The organism is Nostoc sphaeroides (assembly GCF_003443655.1).
GTDB classification, from domain to species: Bacteria; Cyanobacteriota; Cyanobacteriia; order Cyanobacteriales; family Nostocaceae; genus Nostoc; species Nostoc sphaeroides.
The window spans coordinates 4,312,859-4,331,249 of sequence record NZ_CP031941.1; the positions used below are offsets into that span (position 1 = coordinate 4,312,859).

At 40.4% G+C, this 18,391-nt stretch carries 12 protein-coding genes; 3 read left to right on the forward strand and 9 right to left on the reverse strand.

Annotation, left to right across the window (positions count from 1 at the left end; all coding sequences use genetic code 11):
• Window positions 1-24: 24 nt before the first annotated feature.
• The 6 genes from D1367_RS19170 to ppsA all read right to left on the reverse strand — a co-directional run bounded on the left by D1367_RS19170 (window position 25) and on the right by ppsA (window position 9,603).
• Entirely contained in the window at window positions 25-1,161 is a 1,137-nt protein-coding gene (locus D1367_RS19170; protein WP_118167802.1) for a cupin domain-containing protein, read from the reverse strand.
• A complete protein-coding gene (locus tag D1367_RS19175) occupies window positions 1,161-3,242 on the reverse strand; it encodes a GMC oxidoreductase (protein ID WP_220450963.1) in 2,082 nt (693 codons plus the stop codon). The genes D1367_RS19170 and D1367_RS19175 overlap by 1 nt, the downstream gene beginning before the upstream one ends.
• Window positions 3,155-4,210, reverse strand: a complete 1,056-nt coding sequence (locus tag D1367_RS19180; protein WP_118167803.1) for an early set domain-containing protein — start codon at window positions 4,208-4,210, stop codon at window positions 3,155-3,157. Before D1367_RS19180 ends, D1367_RS19175 begins: the two co-directional genes overlap by 88 nt.
• A gap of 867 nt (window positions 4,211-5,077) precedes the next feature.
• Window positions 5,078-5,437: a XisI protein gene (locus D1367_RS19185; RefSeq protein WP_118167804.1), complete on the reverse strand. Its 360-nt coding sequence runs from the start codon at window positions 5,435-5,437 to the stop codon at window positions 5,078-5,080.
• Window positions 5,407-5,841, reverse strand: coding sequence for an element excision factor XisH family protein (locus D1367_RS19190; protein ID WP_118167805.1), 435 nt, complete (start codon window positions 5,839-5,841; stop codon window positions 5,407-5,409). The genes D1367_RS19185 and D1367_RS19190 overlap by 31 nt, the downstream gene beginning before the upstream one ends.
• 78 nt (window positions 5,842-5,919) lie before the next feature.
• The gene (ppsA, locus tag D1367_RS19195; protein WP_118167806.1) at window positions 5,920-9,603 is read right to left on the reverse strand and encodes a phosphoenolpyruvate synthase; all 3,684 of its coding nucleotides are present in this window, start codon (window positions 9,601-9,603) and stop codon (window positions 5,920-5,922) included.
• 232 nt (window positions 9,604-9,835) lie between these two features.
• Here ppsA and D1367_RS19200 point away from each other — a divergent pair, with 232 nt between their 5' ends.
• Window positions 9,836-10,243 (forward strand): hypothetical protein, encoded by a 408-nt coding sequence (locus D1367_RS19200; RefSeq protein WP_118167807.1) that lies wholly within the window; start codon window positions 9,836-9,838, stop codon window positions 10,241-10,243.
• A gap of 331 nt (window positions 10,244-10,574) precedes the next feature.
• On the opposite strand, the gene D1367_RS19210 is transcribed toward D1367_RS19200, so the two are convergent.
• Window positions 10,575-11,315: a hypothetical protein gene (locus tag D1367_RS19210; protein WP_118167808.1), complete on the reverse strand. Its 741-nt coding sequence runs from the start codon at window positions 11,313-11,315 to the stop codon at window positions 10,575-10,577.
• Between the two features lie 340 nt (window positions 11,316-11,655).
• Window positions 11,656-13,584, reverse strand: coding sequence for an alpha-amylase family glycosyl hydrolase (locus D1367_RS19215; protein ID WP_118167809.1), 1,929 nt, complete (start codon window positions 13,582-13,584; stop codon window positions 11,656-11,658).
• Window positions 13,585-13,993: 409 nt separating this feature from the next.
• Between D1367_RS19215 and D1367_RS19220 the strand changes: the two genes are divergently transcribed.
• Window positions 13,994-15,043 carry a tellurite resistance TerB family protein gene (locus tag D1367_RS19220; RefSeq protein WP_118167810.1) on the forward strand — a complete coding sequence of 350 codons (1,050 nt, stop codon included), beginning with the start codon at window positions 13,994-13,996 and terminating at the stop codon, window positions 15,041-15,043.
• Between the two features lie 1,474 nt (window positions 15,044-16,517).
• Here the strand turns inward: D1367_RS19220 and psbO are convergent.
• A complete protein-coding gene (psbO, locus tag D1367_RS19230) occupies window positions 16,518-17,351 on the reverse strand; it encodes a photosystem II manganese-stabilizing polypeptide (protein ID WP_118167812.1) in 834 nt (277 codons plus the stop codon).
• 616 nt (window positions 17,352-17,967) lie between these two features.
• On the opposite strand from psbO, the gene D1367_RS19235 reads away from it, so the two are divergent.
• Window positions 17,968-18,315 (forward strand): hypothetical protein, encoded by a 348-nt coding sequence (locus D1367_RS19235; RefSeq protein WP_118167813.1) that lies wholly within the window; start codon window positions 17,968-17,970, stop codon window positions 18,313-18,315.
• The last annotated feature ends 76 nt before the right edge of the window (window positions 18,316-18,391 follow it).

Sequence of the window (18,391 nt, forward strand, 5' to 3'; positions counted from 1 at the left end):
AAAGTTATTGTGGTGTGAAGCAGCTTAACTACTGTGGTAAAGAAAAGCAACGAACTTCAAAGGCTTAGTACCAGGGTTACGAATGCCGTGGATACCTCCACTCTTTGTAAAAATAATACTGCCAGGTTTTACGGGTAGTTCTTTACATTCCTTGAAACCAATACCAAAGATGTTGCGTTCGACTGTGGGAAATGTCTCAGTCTGTGGGTCATCCCCCACTCCCATATAAGCAATGCCTTCACCCTCTACTATGTAATAGAGTTCTTCTGAGCCAATATGCTGATGAGTACCTTCCACCTTACCAGGTGGAATAATGACTTCATGGAAAAAGACCACTGAGCTACCAAATTCACGCTGCAAAAGCCAGCGCATTTCTATAATGTTTTCACTAGCTCGTTCTGGATCGCCATCGTTCATCATGGCGTTGAGGTATCGGACTGGGTTAGTCTGATCTGCCTGGAGATACCATCCCCTCTGGAAATCAATTAAATAATTGAGGACATCAACTGTATTTTGTGGGGAACTGGGCGTTTGTGTATTGGGAACTTGGAATGAGCGGCGGAAGTTGTTGTCCCAAGCCGGATTGCCAATCGTAAAACCAAAGGGCAGGTCGCGATCATTTTCTCGAAAGGATAACTCTATGCGCTTGAGTTGTTTTATATTCTTGAGAGCAGGATTGAAAGCAGAAATTCTTGTTATTGAACCCTGATGTCCCATCATGTCTAGAACTTTGACATCATGGTCAGTGTTGGCAGGTGGTTCTAGCGTTTCCCAAATTTCTACTTGATGGGCATCAATCCAAGGACAATGCCTCAGCTTAATAGTTGCACCGACAGGAGGTAAATTTTCTGGCAAAAGATTGATGTAAGCCATCAATTCACCCTGAACAAAACGATTACGGATTCGGGCTTGCTCAATTAAGCGACTGGCTCGATACTCTACTCGTAAGAAATTACACAAAAATTTGCCATCAAGATAGACTTCGCCTTTGAGGACGTTAATATCAAGTTGACCTCGAACTTCTTGAACATTATATCGGTAACGTGGGCTACGAGTTGCATTGAGGTACTGGGCATGATATATGCGATCGGGAAAGAAGACGACATGAAAAATGTCGTTTTCGGGACGGGTAAAAATTTCGTTAAATCGAGGGTCAGCCATTAAATTCTTGCCAATAAGTGGTCAGCAATACGAAATGCGTTAGCTTCAATCGTATGAGTGGGATTAGCACCACCAGAGGTGGGCATAAAAGAACCATCTGTTACGTAAAGATTATCGAAGTCCCAGGCACGGCAGTTGATATCCAGCACAGAATCATTGCGATCGCTGCCAAACCTCGCTCCACCCAAGATGTGATTAGCAATACGAGTTAATGCGTTTTCAGCTAAATAAATACCCCCCTCTTCTATTGCGTCTCTATCTGGGTTTGCCCCTCCTAAACGCAGTATTTCTTCACACTGTTTTGCCATTACATCCATTAAGTATTTATCGTGACTATGCCAGTCTTTAAGAATGTAAGCCACAGGGCGATTCCACTTATCTTTAACTGTTGGATGTAACTCGATACGGTTGCTCTTGAGAGGAACTTGATTAGCCATAAAACTGACGGATAAGCGAGTGCCAAAGTTTTCATTAAAGAAATCCACCATGCCCTGTCCATGCAGAAAACGGGGATTGTTTTGACCAGTTATCGAACCCCAATAACCTGAATCAAAAGCTTTCCAGAAAGTATCAAGGTCTTGACTCCCATGAGTACGTCCTAAGGAAATGGGCAAGGCTTGATCAGAAGTATTGTTGTAGATTGCTGCTCCAGCCCATAGTCCGTTCTCTTTAAGGAACGCTTCACTAGAGGTGTAGTCAATCGCCCAATCACTATCCAGGCTCACAGATTTATCAAACTTTAATGGTGGATATTGCTGCTGATCGCCAACAACAATAGTCTCTGCTCCGCCAAAGCAGTGTGTGAGGAAATACTTGCCCAGCAAGTCATTTTGGTGAATACGCCGATCAAACTCTGGATTAGCCGCCGCCGAAAGTTTTAATAATCGTATAGACTCGATAGCCGAACAAGCAACTATGACAATAGCTCCTGGTTTAACTGTTAGAGTTTTTTCTCGTCCCGCCGGATCTCTGTAATAGAGGCGATGAACTCGACTCCCTTCACAGTCAAGATGAGTGACAACACAGTTAGTCCATATTTGGAAATTAGGTAAATTTTCAATTGGACTCAGCAGAGAAACCCATGTACTAGATTTCAACCCTAAAGGATCGCCATAACGATTAACATAACTGGTCTTAATCGTTTCTGGGTTTTGTGGTATTTTCCGCCCACTGGGTGCATGATCCTGAGTGATGACGGCTAGAGGAGTGCGGTAAGGCTGAATGGTTTTGCCTTGATTAGTATAGTTTTGACCCAGTTGCACCATCCCCTTATGCGCAAATTCACTAATGGGATTGGGTGAGAGTGGTGTTTGTAAAAAGTTTTTGCTAAATGGCTTTAACTGATTTTCGGCGCTTCCATTGATTCCTACTAACTCTTCAACTTCGCAGTAATAAGGTTCTAAGTCTTCGTAAGAAATGGGCCAGTCACGAGCTTCGCGTTCAATATCACCGTTGGGATCGGCTTTAATATCAGTACGGCCAGCATTGAAGCTTTGCAACTTCAAATCTACTGCTGTAAAGCGCAGGTGAACTGCTCCATAAAGCTGAGTTCCGCCACCTACAACTTGTGCTGTATATCCTTCAATAGTGGCGCGATCGCTACCATCTTTTTCCCTATAAATATGCGGTTCATCATTAATATCCGGCTCTACGTGACTAGAATAATATTCCCCATTGTTGTTAGCTACTTGAGAGATTTGCAACCGCTTTTCTGTCCCTGTGGAGAATAACTCATCTCGTTTGAAATCACTCAGCCCATCTTTAGTTTGATATTGAGGACGAAACAGAGGCCCTTTTTCTAAAATTAAAACTGATTTTCCTTTTTTGGCTATTCTATTGGCAATTGGCGCTCCTCCAGCACCACTACCAATAATGATCACATCAAAATCACTCATAAAATCATGTCCAATGGTAGTTAATAAATATCCAGTAGCCATTAATGGTTGCGATCGCAACTGTTTCAACAGAGCATATTGATATTTCTGTTGTTTGTTTAACCCCGATAGTCTGGGTTTGTACCCAAAGGTGCTTCTACTGATTGTCGCCAGTTGAATGGATAGCGTTCTGCTAAATACGCCCAACCTGCACCGCCAGCATTACCACCATATTTAGGATGCGAAAAAGCCCCAGTAAAAGAATGACGACGCAATAATTGCAAAAAATATTTAGGGCTTTGGTAACGACTATAATTCCAGCCTGGAACATCGCCAATAAACATCTGATCGTATAGTTCGGCATACATTTCTTTAGACATCAAGCCAGGCTCTATAAAACGATTTCGCTGGCGTAAAAGCTTGTCAATAATATCAAGACAAATTTGATAGTCAATTAAATGATGTCGTTCTTCCTTCGTTAAGAGCTTATCAATAAAATTGACCACACCTATCGATTGATCGAATTTGTAAACGTATAAAAACTGGTTGTCCTTTGATTGACGATCTAGAGAGTTATAGTAAAAATCTAGAAAACGCTGCCCTTCTTCTGTTCGGAAAGGCAAAATATGATCTGTCAAGCGCTTTAATACTAGGGCTTCCCATGATTGTAGACTAAGAAGATCAGTAGACTGATGAGTAAAGAATTGTGACCACGTCTGTCCATTATTGAGAACTTTTTGCTGTGGATTAATAGGATCAAGTATTACTTGATTATCGATAACAAATTTATAAGTATGTACCTCTCCTTTAGGAATAACAAGTGTTACTGCATAGTATCCCGTTGATTCTCCTAAAAATTTGATCTCATTAAGAGCAATCACGTTGTAGAGCTTGTCAAAGGTTCCAGTAACTCCGACAAAGTTTGGTAAATCTGAACTTAATGAAAAATAAATGAAGGTAACACGATTGTAATCAACAATAGACTCTTGGGTATCTTTGCCTGTATAGCTATCAATGATAGGGAAACGCCAGGCTTCACAAATACGTCCTCGTGGATCACTTGCACCAAATTGATTGTTGTAGTTATGACGAATATCTGTGTTTGATCTTGCGAGGTATTTAGTACAATGATTTAAAATATATTGATGATCTGTGTCCAAAATTTTTACTTGCATAAGTTCACACTAAATCTATTGGTATAATGAATTAAGAAAAATATGGTTATTCCGCTAATTTTATGGTAGAAAAACAATTCAAATAGCTAGAAGTACTAAGAGCCAAGTTTTTAGCCATTAATTCTTACTAAGGGAGTTAAAGTGTATTTTTAGCTAATCGTTATCTGGATAGTGAATGGAAAAGTAAATTTAGTATTCCCTGAATTCAAAAATCTAAAATTAGCTCCTATACCACTGAAGTTTGCAATGTAAAAATACTAACTCGCATAGCCGTTATTTTTAAGGTTGTTATTCGTGCAAATTCTCATGTCAACGTTTAAATACATTTTAGCAGTATGAGTATATTTACGATATTAAATAATCTGAAGAAAATAGACAATTTTGTTATCAATACCTTCGCCAAAATAAGAGGGTAAAAAAATTTTGGCAAAAATGGCAAAATAACCGATACATAAGCCTTGAGCTTACAAGGTAGGTTAGAGGCTCAAACCCTTGATAATACGACAGTACGCCAAAAAAAGCCTTGCGATAAATCGGGAAGGAATTTTTAGGGCTTATTATTTTTGCCCAACCCTAGAGGAAAGGACGTTAATACATAAACTTACCCTCGTAAATTGGCAAAGGTATTGGTTATTTGTCAATATTTATAGGGCTGGTCTTGAGTTCTAAGTTTTTCATCCTCAATTTATAGCTCCACAGTTTAAAGATATTCTCATCAATTAACAATTAAGTTTTTTGAGCGTGCCAATAGTAAGGTATAAGCAACTTTTTTCCCTTCTCTTGTTATCGTAATATCTACGCAAACAAAATATCTTTGACTTCACCTCCTATCTCCCCTTAACCGAACAGTATTGTAACTACCCTTGGTTATGCGATCGCAAATTCTGAATCTTTCCGCAGTTCTTCAGACCGAAATCCCAATACAATCCGATCCTTCGATACACCAGCACTAACCAGTTCCGTTGCTACTCCCTCTTCAGTACCATCACGTTGAATCCAAATTTTGCCATCAATAATATCAATGTGAATCAGACAACCGTGAACGCGACGAGTCACAGTAGGAGATAAATCATAGGCTGGTTCTCTTCCCAAAATCATCAACAAGTAACGGTCTTGTTCGCCGTCGAAAACTGTTTCAAATTGAATATTGCCAATGCTGAAAGGGATTTTTGTATGCTCAATCAGAATATTCCGAATTAATTGCCTGTACTGCTCCAAGGTATCCATCTGAAAATAACCTCTTGCTCTAGTTGAAATACAACGATATGGACTTTGTAATCCTCTATCAAAAGTTTAGCAATTGGTTCATCAAAGATATCAGCATATACTTCGTCACGAACGGCGAGATAGAGGACGCGATCGGGATTGGTTCTACTCATCACAGAACGGTATGCAAGATACTGTCCCAGCGCGTGTTCGAGATCAGTCATGTCCGATACACTGCGAAAAGTTTTAATCTCAACGGCTATCTGCTGTCCTTCCTTTTCAGCAGCAATCAATTTCTCTGCACCCAAGTCAACATACATATCCCTTTTTCCCCACTTCAAATGAAATGGATCGTCGGTAATCGTCCAGCCATCTTTGATTAGGGCATTTTTGACGTTCTGGTGGTAACGGTCTTTAGCTGGCATAAATTACTCGAATTACGTTAGCGTAGCGGTAGCGAGTCCGCGATCGCGAAGCGTTAGCGACGCTCGTGCGTCGCGTCATTACGAATTAGTACCTTCGACTTTTGCCACTTCCAGCATTGTCTTTAAAACCGAATCTGGATTCAGACTGATTGAATCAATTCCTAATTCAACCAAAAACTGGGCAAATTCTGGATAGTCGCTCGGTGCTTGTCCACAAATGCCGATTTTGCGATCGCATTTTTTCGCCGCTTCTATGGCCATTTTTACCATTCGTTTCACAGCTGGACTGCGTTCATCAAACAATCTGGCTACCAACGCCGAATCCCTATCTATCCCTAGCGTTAACTGAGTTAAATCATTAGAACCAATCGAGAAGCCATCAAATACCTCAGCAAATTCCTCAGCCAGAATAACGTTACTGGGCAACTCGCACATCACATAAACCTGCAAGCCGTTAACACCCTGCTTTAAACCATTTTTTGCCATCTCTGCTAAAACCAACCGCCCTTCATCGGGAGTACGACAAAACGGAATCATCGGGATAACATTTGTCAAACCCATTTCTTCGCGTACCCGTTTAATAGCATCACATTCTAGGGCAAAAGCTTCTCTGTAGCCTTCATCATAGTAACGCGCCGCCCCCCGCCAACCGAGCATTGGGTTTTCTTCATGGGGTTCAAACTGTCGCCCACCTAACAAATTAGCATATTCATTACTTTTGAAATCTGACATGCGCACAATTACTGGTTTGGGATAGAATGCCGCCGCAATTCTACCGATGCCTTGGGCTAATCTATCTACAAAATACTGGGGTTTATCGTCGTAAAGTGCGGTAATTTCAGCAATTTTAGCTTTGGCAAATTCATCTTTTAATAATTCATAATGAATCAACGCCATTGGATGAATTTGGATTTGGTTAGCGATGATAAATTCTGTCCGTGCTAAACCTACGCCATCGTTGGGAATTGCCGATAAACTTAATGCTTCTTGGGGATTACCCACATTCATTAAAATTTGAGTGCGGGTACGGGGTAAGTTCTCTAAAGGAACTTCTTCCACTTCAAAAGGTAATAAGCCTGGATAAACTTTTCCCTCTTCTCCTTCAGCGCAAGAAATTGTTACCTCTTGACCAGGTTTTAAAATTTCTGTAGCATTGCCGCATCCCACGATCGCAGGTACACCCAATTCTCGCGCGATGATTGCTGCATGGCAATTACAGACAATCACTGGTGTATATTTGCTGGTGAATACAACATAGTTATGATGTTCGGCAACTGTAATATTGAACACATCATCATGAATCTTTTCATCAACTGCAACCACCCGATGCATCCGAATATCGCCTGCAAGTAGGCGATTGAATTTGCCAATTGTATGTAGTTGTTTGTCAGAAATCAGGAAATTATTATCTCTTCTGAGTTTTATCTGTCCTGTGGCATTTTCATCAAATAGTTGTTTGGTAGCAAAGAAGCGTGTTTGTATTACTCTATCGCTAACTTTTCCTTTAACCCTGTTGGTAAATTGCAATATTTCTGCTAATTTTTCAACCAACTGGACATTATGTATTCCTCGATTTTTAGTCACTTGAGGAACAGTCCCTATTTTTAAACAAGCCACAATTATAGCTTGTAATAGCAGTTCTTCTGACGCATATATATGAATGCGATTATTGAAATAACAACCATCTCCATCAATCACACCTGCCAGAAAATTATAAGCAAATTCCACAGAGTTATTGAGCAACATACTCACTATATTTTGCTCTTTCTCATGCAAATCGTAGGCTATTTTTTTCGAGTAGAGTCTAGAAGCTGTTGCTTGACCTACTACTAATTGACTTCTTATTGAGCCAGAAGATGCTTTTTTGAGATGAGCAACAAATGGTTTATCGTGAACTGTATTCATGCATTCCTGCATAGCTGCTATAAATTGCTGCTTCGGCAAAGTATCCTTTTGGATAAACTGTACCTCTCCATGAGTACGGCTTCTATAAATAGAACCATCTGTGAGTATACCCCCTAATAAATAAGCCATCTTGATATTCTCTTTTTCAGTTACACTCAACTGCGGAATATTCTCTGCTACTACCACCATTTCTTGGGCTGCAAGCATATCTTGAATTTCAGTTTTTAGATATTCGCCACCTCTGATATTAATCATTTTGTGATCTGGTGTTAAGCGTAAGTAGTTATCAGTCACTCTACCTGTTTGCGAGACGCTGACACTAATCATTTTTGATTGTCTTTTCATGGAATCAAGAATTGGTTGCCACTCTATTTTGTTTGTCTGGGTATTTAATGATAGAGTTAGCAAACCTTCATAACCTTGCTCATAAATCTGGCACAAGGTCATAAACCCTTTATTAGTTAATATTTTGGTTTCGCCATCAAAGCACGTTCTACCCCCAGAGTTGGTAACAATTGCACTGGCGCGTTTCATAATTGGTTCCCAATCGGGATCAGTTCTCTCTGTCACCAAAACTTCCCCAACTTGGAACTGTTCGAGTTTCTGAACATCTAAAATTAGCCGTGCTTTCCCTTGACTAATCGCTTCCCCAATCGCCCGCCCCGTAATAAGGGGGATTGGGGATTGGGAATCAGGAAGTGGAGATTGGGAAGTTTTTTCCCCATTCCCTATTCCCCATTCCCTATTCCCCAATAACAACCGATAACTCCGCAACACATTTCCTGTCTTCTGCGACTGCACGGTTTCGGGACGCGCTTGCACAATAAAAAGTTGATTTGTAATTCCATCTTTTGCCCACTCAATATCCATTGGAGTGAAAATGCCGTGGACTTGAGAATAATGATCTTCAATTAAACATGCCCAATTTGCTAGTTGTAAAATCTCTTCATCACTCAGGGCAAATTTGCCTCTTTCACTGGGCGAAACAGACACATTTTTCGTAAATTTGGAGCCGTCATCATAAATCATTTTCAGTTCTTTACTACCCAATTTTTTATCGATAATTGGGCGGAAACCAGCTTTTAAAGTTGGTTTAAAAACATAATATTCATCAGGATTTACAGACCCTTGGACAACATTTTCACCTAAACCGTAGGCGGCTGTAATTAGTGCAGCATCCTTAAATCCGGTTTCTGTATCAATGGAGAACATTACCCCAGAGGTTGCTAAGTCAGAGCGCACCATTTTTTGCACACCCACAGCCAGAGCAATGCTAAAGTGGTCAAAGCCCTTGGTGTGACGATAAGAAATAGCGCGATCGGTAAATATGGAAGCAAAGCATTTATGACAAGCTGCTAAAACTCCTTCAGCACCGACAACGTTGAGGTAAGTTTCCTGCTGTCCAGCAAAACTAGCATCTGGTAAGTCTTCGGCGGTGGCGCTAGAACGGACTGCAACATCTGTTTCTGCGTTGTATTGTTCACAAAGACTTTGGTAAGCTTTAGCGATCGCCTCTCGCAATTCTACAGGAAATGGGGTGTGAATTAATAGCGATCGCGCTTTTTTCCCCCGTTCTCGTAAATTTTTGACATCCTCAACATCTAAGTCAGCAAAGAGTTTGCGTAGCTTTGCTTCTAAACCTGCTGATTGAATGAAATAACGATAAGCATAAGCAGTGGTGGCGAATCCTGTAGGAACGTTAATCCCTTTGGGCGTTAGCTGTTGAATCATTTCGCCCAATGAGGCATTTTTACCACCAACTACCGGGATATCAGCAATACCAACTTCATCAAACCACAAGATGAGCGATCGCTCTTGGGAAGATTGAGATAATGTGCTTTTAGATACTGTAGTCATAATTACCTTTTAAATTTATACTTAGTTTCTCAGTGCGTAACCACTAACCGCAAAGCGGAAGTCAAAAATTAAAAGTCAAAAGTCAAAAGTATTATAGAATAAGCTCTTTAGGGATTGTCGCACTACTACAAGACTACCGATATTTTTTCAGAAATCAAATATGCTTCCTATAGTCCATAAATAACAATTATTCGGGATAATGGCTATATCGTAATATTGGATGCAATGCACAATGGCCCAACTAGAACGACTGCTGAAAATGGCAGAAGATGAGCTAACTGAGTACAGCACAGATGCCCGCAAAATTGAAAAACTACGGCGCAAAATAGGTTTGTCAGTGTCCGCAGCCGAACAGCGACAAGTCAAAGAGGCATTACTCGCTAGTAAGCAATCTTCTAATATGATTAGTCAAATTGTGGAAGAACAAAGACAAGCAGCAGCTTTACCATTTTGGGGAATTGCTGGATTGGGTTTGTTATTCGGAATTTCTTTAAATCAACCCATCTGTTTGTTAGCTGCTATAGTTGGAACTGTATTAGCTTTTAGAATTCAGAAATGGGGTTGGCAATTGCAGGCAAGTCGTCTATTGTTACAAACATTGGAAGATATTGAAGCGCGTATTGCCCAACCGAATAAGTAACAATCGTTGTCTGAATCAAACAGGTAGCTGAGGCATTCACCAATCGATGAGACAGCATTGCACGGTGGAATATCTGTCTTTAATACTCAACAAATAGTAAAATTTTTGATTATGCTTATTTTTAGATTGAGGACTATACCTCAATACAGTTCAGTTAAGGATAATCGTAGGTTGGGTTCAACTTTAGTGTTACCCAACAAATTCTGATAAATGTTGGGTTTCGTTCCTCAACCCAACCTACGCAGTTTAAGGTTTTTGGCTCTAACCCAAGCGTATTGGACTATACCTGGCATCTTACCAAAAGTGTTTGAATTACAGAAATTATTATTTCTTATTGCCTCTTCACATAAATTGTGTAACTAGGTAGATATGAGGCATCTGTTTGAGTTTTCACAAGTCGCCAGTCAATATCTATATATAAATGCTCAAACACTTGAGAAGTTGCTAAGTATGTTTTTTGAAATTCATTAGCATGATTTATCTCTAGATTTTCTAATTTGAGGGCTTTAGGCAAATCCTCTTTTGACGCATTCAGTTTTACTTTAGTATTAACTACATTAGTAAACCAGTTGTAGACTGATTCTAACGTTAAAGGAATTTCTCTATTTTTAAAAGCCTGAAATCTATCAATGTTTTGAAGATCCCATTTCCCATTTTTAACTCCATATTTTTGGAGGATCATGAAATCATAAGCTGGTAATTTCGATTGAAAATTATCGGATAAAGATGACTCTTTTCCCAGTATATAGCGAGCTATACTCGCACAGTAACCATCATGCTGGAAAATTTGGAATGACTGCTCTTGTATTCTTTGTGGTAAACTTTCATGAAACGATATGGTAGACCAGATTGGTGTCCAAACACCCAATAAAAGCCGTAATTGCTCTGTAACACTAACAACAGGATTGTATTGATTCAACTTTATAAAATAAGGAAGTAATTCAGTTTTATAAAAATTCATTTCGGCATTTAAACTTTCTAGTTCCCGACCTTGAACTCGTGCTAAAATTTCTTTTTTGACTTTTAGTGTATTTTTAGCACTTAATTTATCTTTTAATAAGAGGTCGAGCATTACTATTTACCTTTTTCTAATTTTTTTAGATCACTTGGTTAAGAATTAAAAACTGGTGAGTTTATTGCTCATAAAGGTATTATGCATCCTTTGCTTCTGTAAAAGTAGAGCCTCTTCGCTCTCTTTTTGACAGTTATTAGGTATTTATGTGCTTGATATTATCTATATTTTACTCAGAAAATAGTGTGATCCAGATCACTGTAAACTAAAATATATATACTGCAATACGCTTGGGTTGAGCCAGAAAAATAAATTTGCGTAGGTTGGGTTGAGGAACGAAACCCAACATTTTCGAGCATTTGTTGGGTAACACTAAAGTTCAACCCAACCTACAATTATCCTATGATTCTCTTCCCGATGCCCAGGTATCACGCCATTTTACAGTACCTTCTTTGGCAATCACCCAGCGACGATTTACCAAATTTTCGCGCAGAGGCGATCGCCCTTCCCGCCACATGGCATATTTATAAGCAATCAGCTTACCAGTACTCTCATCAAAGGGAATCTCCGCAGACCAGGTATTTGAATTGATGTACTCTAAAGGATATGCTTTGCTGATATCCCAGTTGCCTAACTCTGGGCAATCTCCTGTCACTACAATGGTTTCGCCGGGTTGGGTATCCACGCCATTAAGTTGTACGCGCACAATTGTCTGTGCTTTGATCCGTTCCCCTACGTGGCTGAAAACAAGCACTCCCCGTTCTTCTAATACCAAGTTATAAATCTTGCCGTCTTTTACCTCATATTTATTGCGAGTCACTACGCAAGTATGTTCGCCATCGGGTAATTCTGTTTCTACTTCTGGTAAAGTAACTTCTCCTCCCCGGTTTAAAGCTACAAAACACACAGAGTCACGATAGCGACGTACATAACAGTAAACATCTGCTGTTAAGTATTTTTGCCAGTGGCTACCCATTGATACGGCTGGATTCAGTCGTCGTAAGCCAGATAGCAGCCTAATGCAACGATAAACCTCACTCTCAGTATCCCAATTTTCCATCATCGGGCGGTTATAGGGATCGTTACCGCCATCGGTGTCGTCATGCAGATATTGTTCTGTACCGTAATAGATGCAGGGAATACCGCGACAGGTCATAATTAAAGCGATCGCAACCTTCAACATCGCTGGATCGGGGTTCAGCGATTGAAAGCGGCACATATCATGATTATCGATGAAGGTAACTAACTCTGTTGCCCCGTTATAGCGATAATCTTGGTCAAAAATGTATTGAATTGTCTGGAATCCCATTTCTGAACCTTGTCCCAGTGCGGCTCGAATTGCCACACACAAGCCAAAGTCTAGCAGTGTCATGCCTGAATGGTTAACAAATTCCACCGAGCGATCGTCAGTAGGATTACTGTAAATCCATTCACCAAAAATGAATACATCTGGTTTGTGATTGGTCATATCGCCAGTGAATTCTTGCCAAAACCAGATCGGCATGTGCTTGACAGTATCCACCCGTAGTGCATCTACACCCCGGTCTAGCCATTGTTTAATAGCTGATTTGATATACTCACGATATTCAGTATTGTTTTCATTGAAGGTTGCTAGACCACATAGTTCACAGTTCTGTACTTGCCAATCATCTTCCCAGTTTTGCACTTCGCCGTAGTGGTGATACCAATGATTGACATCATCATTGAAATCAGCAATTTTGACGCCATCATCATATAATTCCCCTTTGCTACCGCTAGTGTCAGGGCTGCTATGGTTGCAGACAATATCTAGCACCAGCTTCATATTCCGCTTGTGCAGTTCTGTAACTAACCGATCAAAGGTCGTATTTTTTTCTTCTTGGGTAGCGTTTAAAGAAGGATTTTCGCCATCAGCAATGTAGCGAGGATTAATCCGCTTAAAGTCTTTTGTCCAATAGCCATGTAGCGCTGCATTTCCAACAAATAACTCTTCAACTTGCTCAAACAGTGGAGTTAACCAAATGGCTGTCACTCCCATGTTTTTGAGATAATCTAATTTATCGATGACACCTTGCAAGTCGCCACCCCAGTACTTACCCCAATCTTGTCTATTTGGATCGTACAGTTCTGAGTTTGCCCCTTCGCTGTTATCTGGATCGCCATCATAAAAGCGATCGACCACAAGAAAGTAAATAGTTTCTTGACGAAATTCAATATCTCTGGTGTAAAGAAACTCTAAGTCAATCTCAGTTTCTGATGGTGGTGTTTCTATAATAGCGTCTACTTTTTCTTGTGCAGAATCAACCTTATATTGATCTGGTGAAAACTGAGATGGAGGGGTTTGTACCATAAAAGAACTCAAAATTTAATGTAATTCATATTTGTAGAACTAACAGTACAAAGATTTCGAGTATTGTGTGTCACTACAAACTTTGATATTGTGACATCCGGCCCACGGTGTAGGTATCTATCGTTAGCTAGTTTATAATTCTATCGATAGATATAATTCATCTGCTAGAGGATAAAAACAAACAAATATAGCAGTTATTAATGGTAATTGCTTGATCACAAAAATTTACAATATTTAGATTAAGCCTAGCTCGTGTTCACTTAGCGCTGGAGATAAGCTACACCTGAGCAATACTGAGTAAACCACGGATTAGTCAACTTTTTCTCTAGAAGATTCGCTCCATTGGTAAACTGACCATTGTCACTTTCAATCTGTTATTACTATCAAGGAATTAATTTAGGTATCATTTATGACCAAATATGACAAGGTTTTTAACTCACCAAAGACATCAGAGGAATCACTGAGTCCAGAGGAAGCAGTGGCGGCGATCGCAACTGTGACTGCGATCGCTGATTCAGTGATTGAAGATGTCGATGCAGAAAGTTTAGCGGGTATCCTCTGGGAATTCGAGGTTTTCGAGGAATACTCAGAAGATGAAATCACCGAAATTGTTGATAGACTGATCTCCATTGCCGAAGAAGAGGGAATTGGGCCTTTGTTTAATGTCGCCAAAGTATCTCTCTCAGATGAATTAGTGCTGGATGGTTTTGCTGCTGGGGTGATAGTGCTTTTAGATGATGAACTCGCCATCCCGAAATCGAAACAACCCTACCTCAAAAAGCTACAAGCAGCCTTGGAACTTGAAGATGAAGAAGCAGAGGAAATCATTAAAGAAGTAATTGCAGCCTTTAAAGAAGCAGAAGATGAAGAATATGAAGACGATGAAGATGAGACAGTAGTTATAGAAGATTTTAGTGAACAGAGCTATGAATCGCCTTTAAGTAATTTTACCGTGCCGATTCCTGTTGATCCACAGCAGGGCGGTAGAATTCAAAGTCAGGAAGGAGTAGTTGGCTTTTCTGATGACATGGGTACTCTGCTGAGAATCGATTATTATCCTTTCCCTATAGAACAGTTAGAGGAACTGGAATCTGTTGGACAAGAAGAATATTTACAAACAATTTTAGTAGACAAGTATGTACCCCAGGCGATTTTTGCCAATGTCCCAGATGCTTCTGTGGAGTATACCGAATATCTGGCAGACACTTTGCGAGGCGCTTACTACGTGTTAATCGATATGCCGAAAGGTTCCACGATTTCTAAGCAAGAAAATAATGGAACTGCAATCAGATTAGACGCTTACCGGGGGCTGCTTACCTTTATCAGTGGTGAATTTTTGTATATAGTTAGTAGTCAGCACAGCTTTATTGACGGCGAAACTCCCGATTCCATTGAAGAAGAAGCTGAAGATATTAAGAAGAGTATTTTAGAGTTTGTTGAGACTATAGAGTTTACTTAGGGTACAAAATGTTGGCTTTGTCACCCGCTTAGAACTAAAGTTCTTTGGCTTTTAGCTAAAGTCTACTTCAGTAGACTTAGGACTTACGCATTGAAAACCTGAAATCTCGATCCCCCCTAACCCCCTTAAAAAGGCTACGGTGTATACACAAGTGACTTATTTTGCTCAAAGCGCTCTCAGACCTAACCCCCACCCCCTTCCCTACGTTCGCGCAGCGTCTCGTAGAGAGGGAAGGGGAGCCAATCTTCAAAGCCCCTCTTTGCGTCGGAGAGGGGTTTGGGGAGAGGTCTGCCGACTTGTGTATACACGGTAGCCTTAAAAAGGGGGGGGATTTTAAAAGCCCCCAATTTATCGGGGTTGGGGGATCTCTTGTGCGTAATACCAATTCTCTAAAATGAAGCAACAGATGTAAATCAGGAAAGTCTTGCTGCATCTAAGTTTCTTAATTGCGAATGGGCGAAAAAGCGAACTTGGGGAACTCCAAAAAATAAATTATTCCACCTTCAAGTCGTTGACTGTTGACTGTTGACTGAAAATGTGATTTGAAAGAAAAAATGAGATTTTAACTCATGATATGCTTCAAAAATGAGTATCCAGTTTATAGTTCACTTTTATTTTTCGAGTTTTTTACCAATAATGATTATCGTGTAAGGCATAAAAAGACTGATAAGAGCAACGTTCGTATAAATCCTTCGGCTTGATTATCATTATTAATCAGCTACGATTTGAGTAGGCGATCGCTCTGTTGTTGGGCGATACCTGCGGCACACTTCGTGAACGCTTGGACAATGAAATATTTGATTTTTACTCAGATATCTACTAAAACAAAAGTTGTAAACCATAACATGGGCATTTGAACCATATTTTGAATTGAAAGTTTAAATTAGACCAATTTTGTCAAGGATTTTTTGTGCAAGTTTTGTCCAATTGTGTTTTTTCAACTCCCGTTCTAGTTATGATTCAGAATTTCAACTCTCACTCATGTATGAATGCAAAGTTTTAATTTGTGATTAGCGCGAAAGCCTGAATTTTCGTTAACTTTTTTCTAATTTATGGATCAAAATTTTTCTCACATTATGATTCAAAGCATAGAAAAACTCGTGAACCGTCAACGGTCAACAGTGAACAATAGCAATGGAATATTTTTTTACTTGGAAGTCCCTTGTACTGAGCATCTCGACTTCGCTCGATGGAACCGCAGTCGAAGTATTGCCAATTATATAACAATGTTTTCACGATTGTGAAGAAAGATGTGGGTAACGCATCGCTAAAAAAAGGCAGGGCTGTTTCATTCTTTAAAAGCCTCTTGAAAAGCTGGGGACAAGGGAAGGAAGAATTTTTCTCTTGTCTCCCCTTGAACCTTTGTCTCTTTTCGTCGTTGTGATGCTTTTATAGGAATGAAACAGCCCTGAAAATGGGGGCAAAGAAGTTAACTTTTGTGATGAAACCTGATGCTTACCTAACTTCAGAGAGTTTAGGTACGAGCCGGTTCAACCCGTGCAAAAAATAGACCGCGAATCTTAACTTCTTTAGGTTCGCCAGCACCTAAATCAGTATCAGATGGCTGTTCGCTCTCGAAAGTACCAGCAATTTCACCACTAGAGCTATCGACTTTAGCGATTTGCAAAGAAATCTTGCCATTAAGATTTTCAGCACGCTTGACGTTAGTGCGGGTAAGTTCTTCATCATCCGCTTGGGCGGGGAGAGCCACAGCATTATCGTAGCCACTAACGACACCACGACCCTTTGGATCTAGGAAGGCAGCACCACGATAGGAAGGAACTTTGAAGGTGCCTTCAAAGTCCGTAGAGGTGTTAATACTGCTCAAACTGGGTTGGGTTTGAGCAACCAAGTTTTTGATGGTGAAGAGGAAAGGTACTCGCTCACCACCAGGAAGTTGCACAGTGATGGCTTGGAAGTCAAGACCATCAGTTTCCACAAAGGTGAGGCTACTATCTGGGTTGATTTTTAGGTCGCCTTGCACCTGGTCAATGGTGGAAGTGTATCTGGTCAACAATTTGCCAGCAACAAATTCTGCTTGTTGGCGTTTATTAGCAGGTTCTTCTTTGATGAAGAAGCTAGTTGGTTCTAAGCAAAGTTCTTTGATGGTGTATGACTGGCTAGAATCAATGGGAATGGAGCCACGGCTTGTTTCTGCTAGTTGGGGGCATTTATTCGCCAAACCAGTGCCGCGAATTTGATCGTAAGTGAGTACATCTCTACTACTAGTAGCAGGAGCATCACTACAAGCAGTTATTAGCCCCAGGCACAAAGCCAAAAATGCAACAATTAAAGCGCGATACCTCATGGTCAACCTCAATCTCAAAAATTAATATCTAAGTTCTAAAACTGCATCGAAGCTTTGATCTTTGACGAGAAGCCATCCTTTATCGGACACTGCATTGCTCTTTCTTAGAGTTCAAACAAGTGTCCGGGGGTATAGGTTGGCAGTCGCCACTCAAACTTTTCTCTGCTAAACGTACTTAAACGTGTCGCTGCTTCGCACTTTGCTCTTGCTATAGCAAAAGCGGCGTCGCCCAAGTCTTTTTGTATCATGTATGTGGCGTCACTACATACAGCCCATTGTTTGATGGGTAAATTAGCCAGATCATACGATTTTTTTTAACTCAAAATCAAAGTACTCAAAATCCAAGAAAGTCTGATCCCGATCGCATCTAGCTGCCGTGGAGGCTATGGTAAAGGTTACTACGCTCTTTTACGAGCGATCGCAATTGCTTTTGATAAAGATACAAATCTAGTTATATTCACCCCTTAGCAAGAGGCAGGGGAGCAGGGGGCAGGGGGAAAGCGAGATTCTAGAAGCTTACAGAAGCTTCATTTTCTAGAAGAACTATTGGCAAACTAGGGAAAATTAAAAATCTCCGGTAAATTTGAGTTGACCTCATTTATACGCAAAGGATGGCATGAACGATAACAAAAATCTTGAATCAGGGGAGTTGTCCTGTAAACTGCAAGCGATCGCAACTGTAGTGTATGATGCAGTTCAAGGTTGTCAAGGCGATACTGAAGCTCTTTTAGCAATGCTTAGGCAATTGGAGCAGTTACACCGAGATATCCGGGATGGGGTTTTTCAAGAGAGTTTGCCTGTTAACCGTCGGCAACTCTACTCACTACTGAAGGATATTGAGTCTGAGGGAGGCTGGCCTTATATTGAGCGTATGAGACTAGAGGCCTTTTTAGCGAATTTGCCACAAGAGGCTCCCGCAGAAAATAACCATGAAGTTTTGGAGAGCGATCGCTCATGCGGCTAATCATCTCGAAATAAATTTCTAGCTTTGAATTAACAACTCCGATCGCCTCATCAACCGCTAAACCAAGAGCGGTTGC

Excerpts from the sequence above, each read along its gene's own strand:
- D1367_RS19170 (WP_118167802.1), bottom strand. The coding sequence starts at position 1,161 with ATGGCTGACCCTCGATTTAACGAAATTTTTACCCGTCCCGAAAACGAC.
- D1367_RS19180 (WP_118167803.1), bottom strand. The coding sequence starts at position 4,210 with ATGCAAGTAAAAATTTTGGACACAGATCATCAATATATTTTAAATCAT.
- D1367_RS19185 (WP_118167804.1), bottom strand. The coding sequence starts at position 5,437 with ATGGATACCTTGGAGCAGTACAGGCAATTAATTCGGAATATTCTGATT.
- D1367_RS19190 (WP_118167805.1), bottom strand. The coding sequence starts at position 5,841 with ATGCCAGCTAAAGACCGTTACCACCAGAACGTCAAAAATGCCCTAATC.
- ppsA (WP_118167806.1), bottom strand. The coding sequence starts at position 9,603 with ATGACTACAGTATCTAAAAGCACATTATCTCAATCTTCCCAAGAGCGA.
- D1367_RS19200 (WP_118167807.1), top strand. The coding sequence starts at position 9,836 with ATGGCCCAACTAGAACGACTGCTGAAAATGGCAGAAGATGAGCTAACT.
- D1367_RS19210 (WP_118167808.1), bottom strand. The coding sequence starts at position 11,315 with ATGCTCGACCTCTTATTAAAAGATAAATTAAGTGCTAAAAATACACTA.
- D1367_RS19215 (WP_118167809.1), bottom strand. The coding sequence starts at position 13,584 with ATGGTACAAACCCCTCCATCTCAGTTTTCACCAGATCAATATAAGGTT.
- D1367_RS19220 (WP_118167810.1), top strand. The coding sequence starts at position 13,994 with ATGACCAAATATGACAAGGTTTTTAACTCACCAAAGACATCAGAGGAA.
- psbO (WP_118167812.1), bottom strand. The coding sequence starts at position 17,351 with ATGAGGTATCGCGCTTTAATTGTTGCATTTTTGGCTTTGTGCCTGGGG.
- D1367_RS19235 (WP_118167813.1), top strand. The coding sequence starts at position 17,968 with ATGAACGATAACAAAAATCTTGAATCAGGGGAGTTGTCCTGTAAACTG.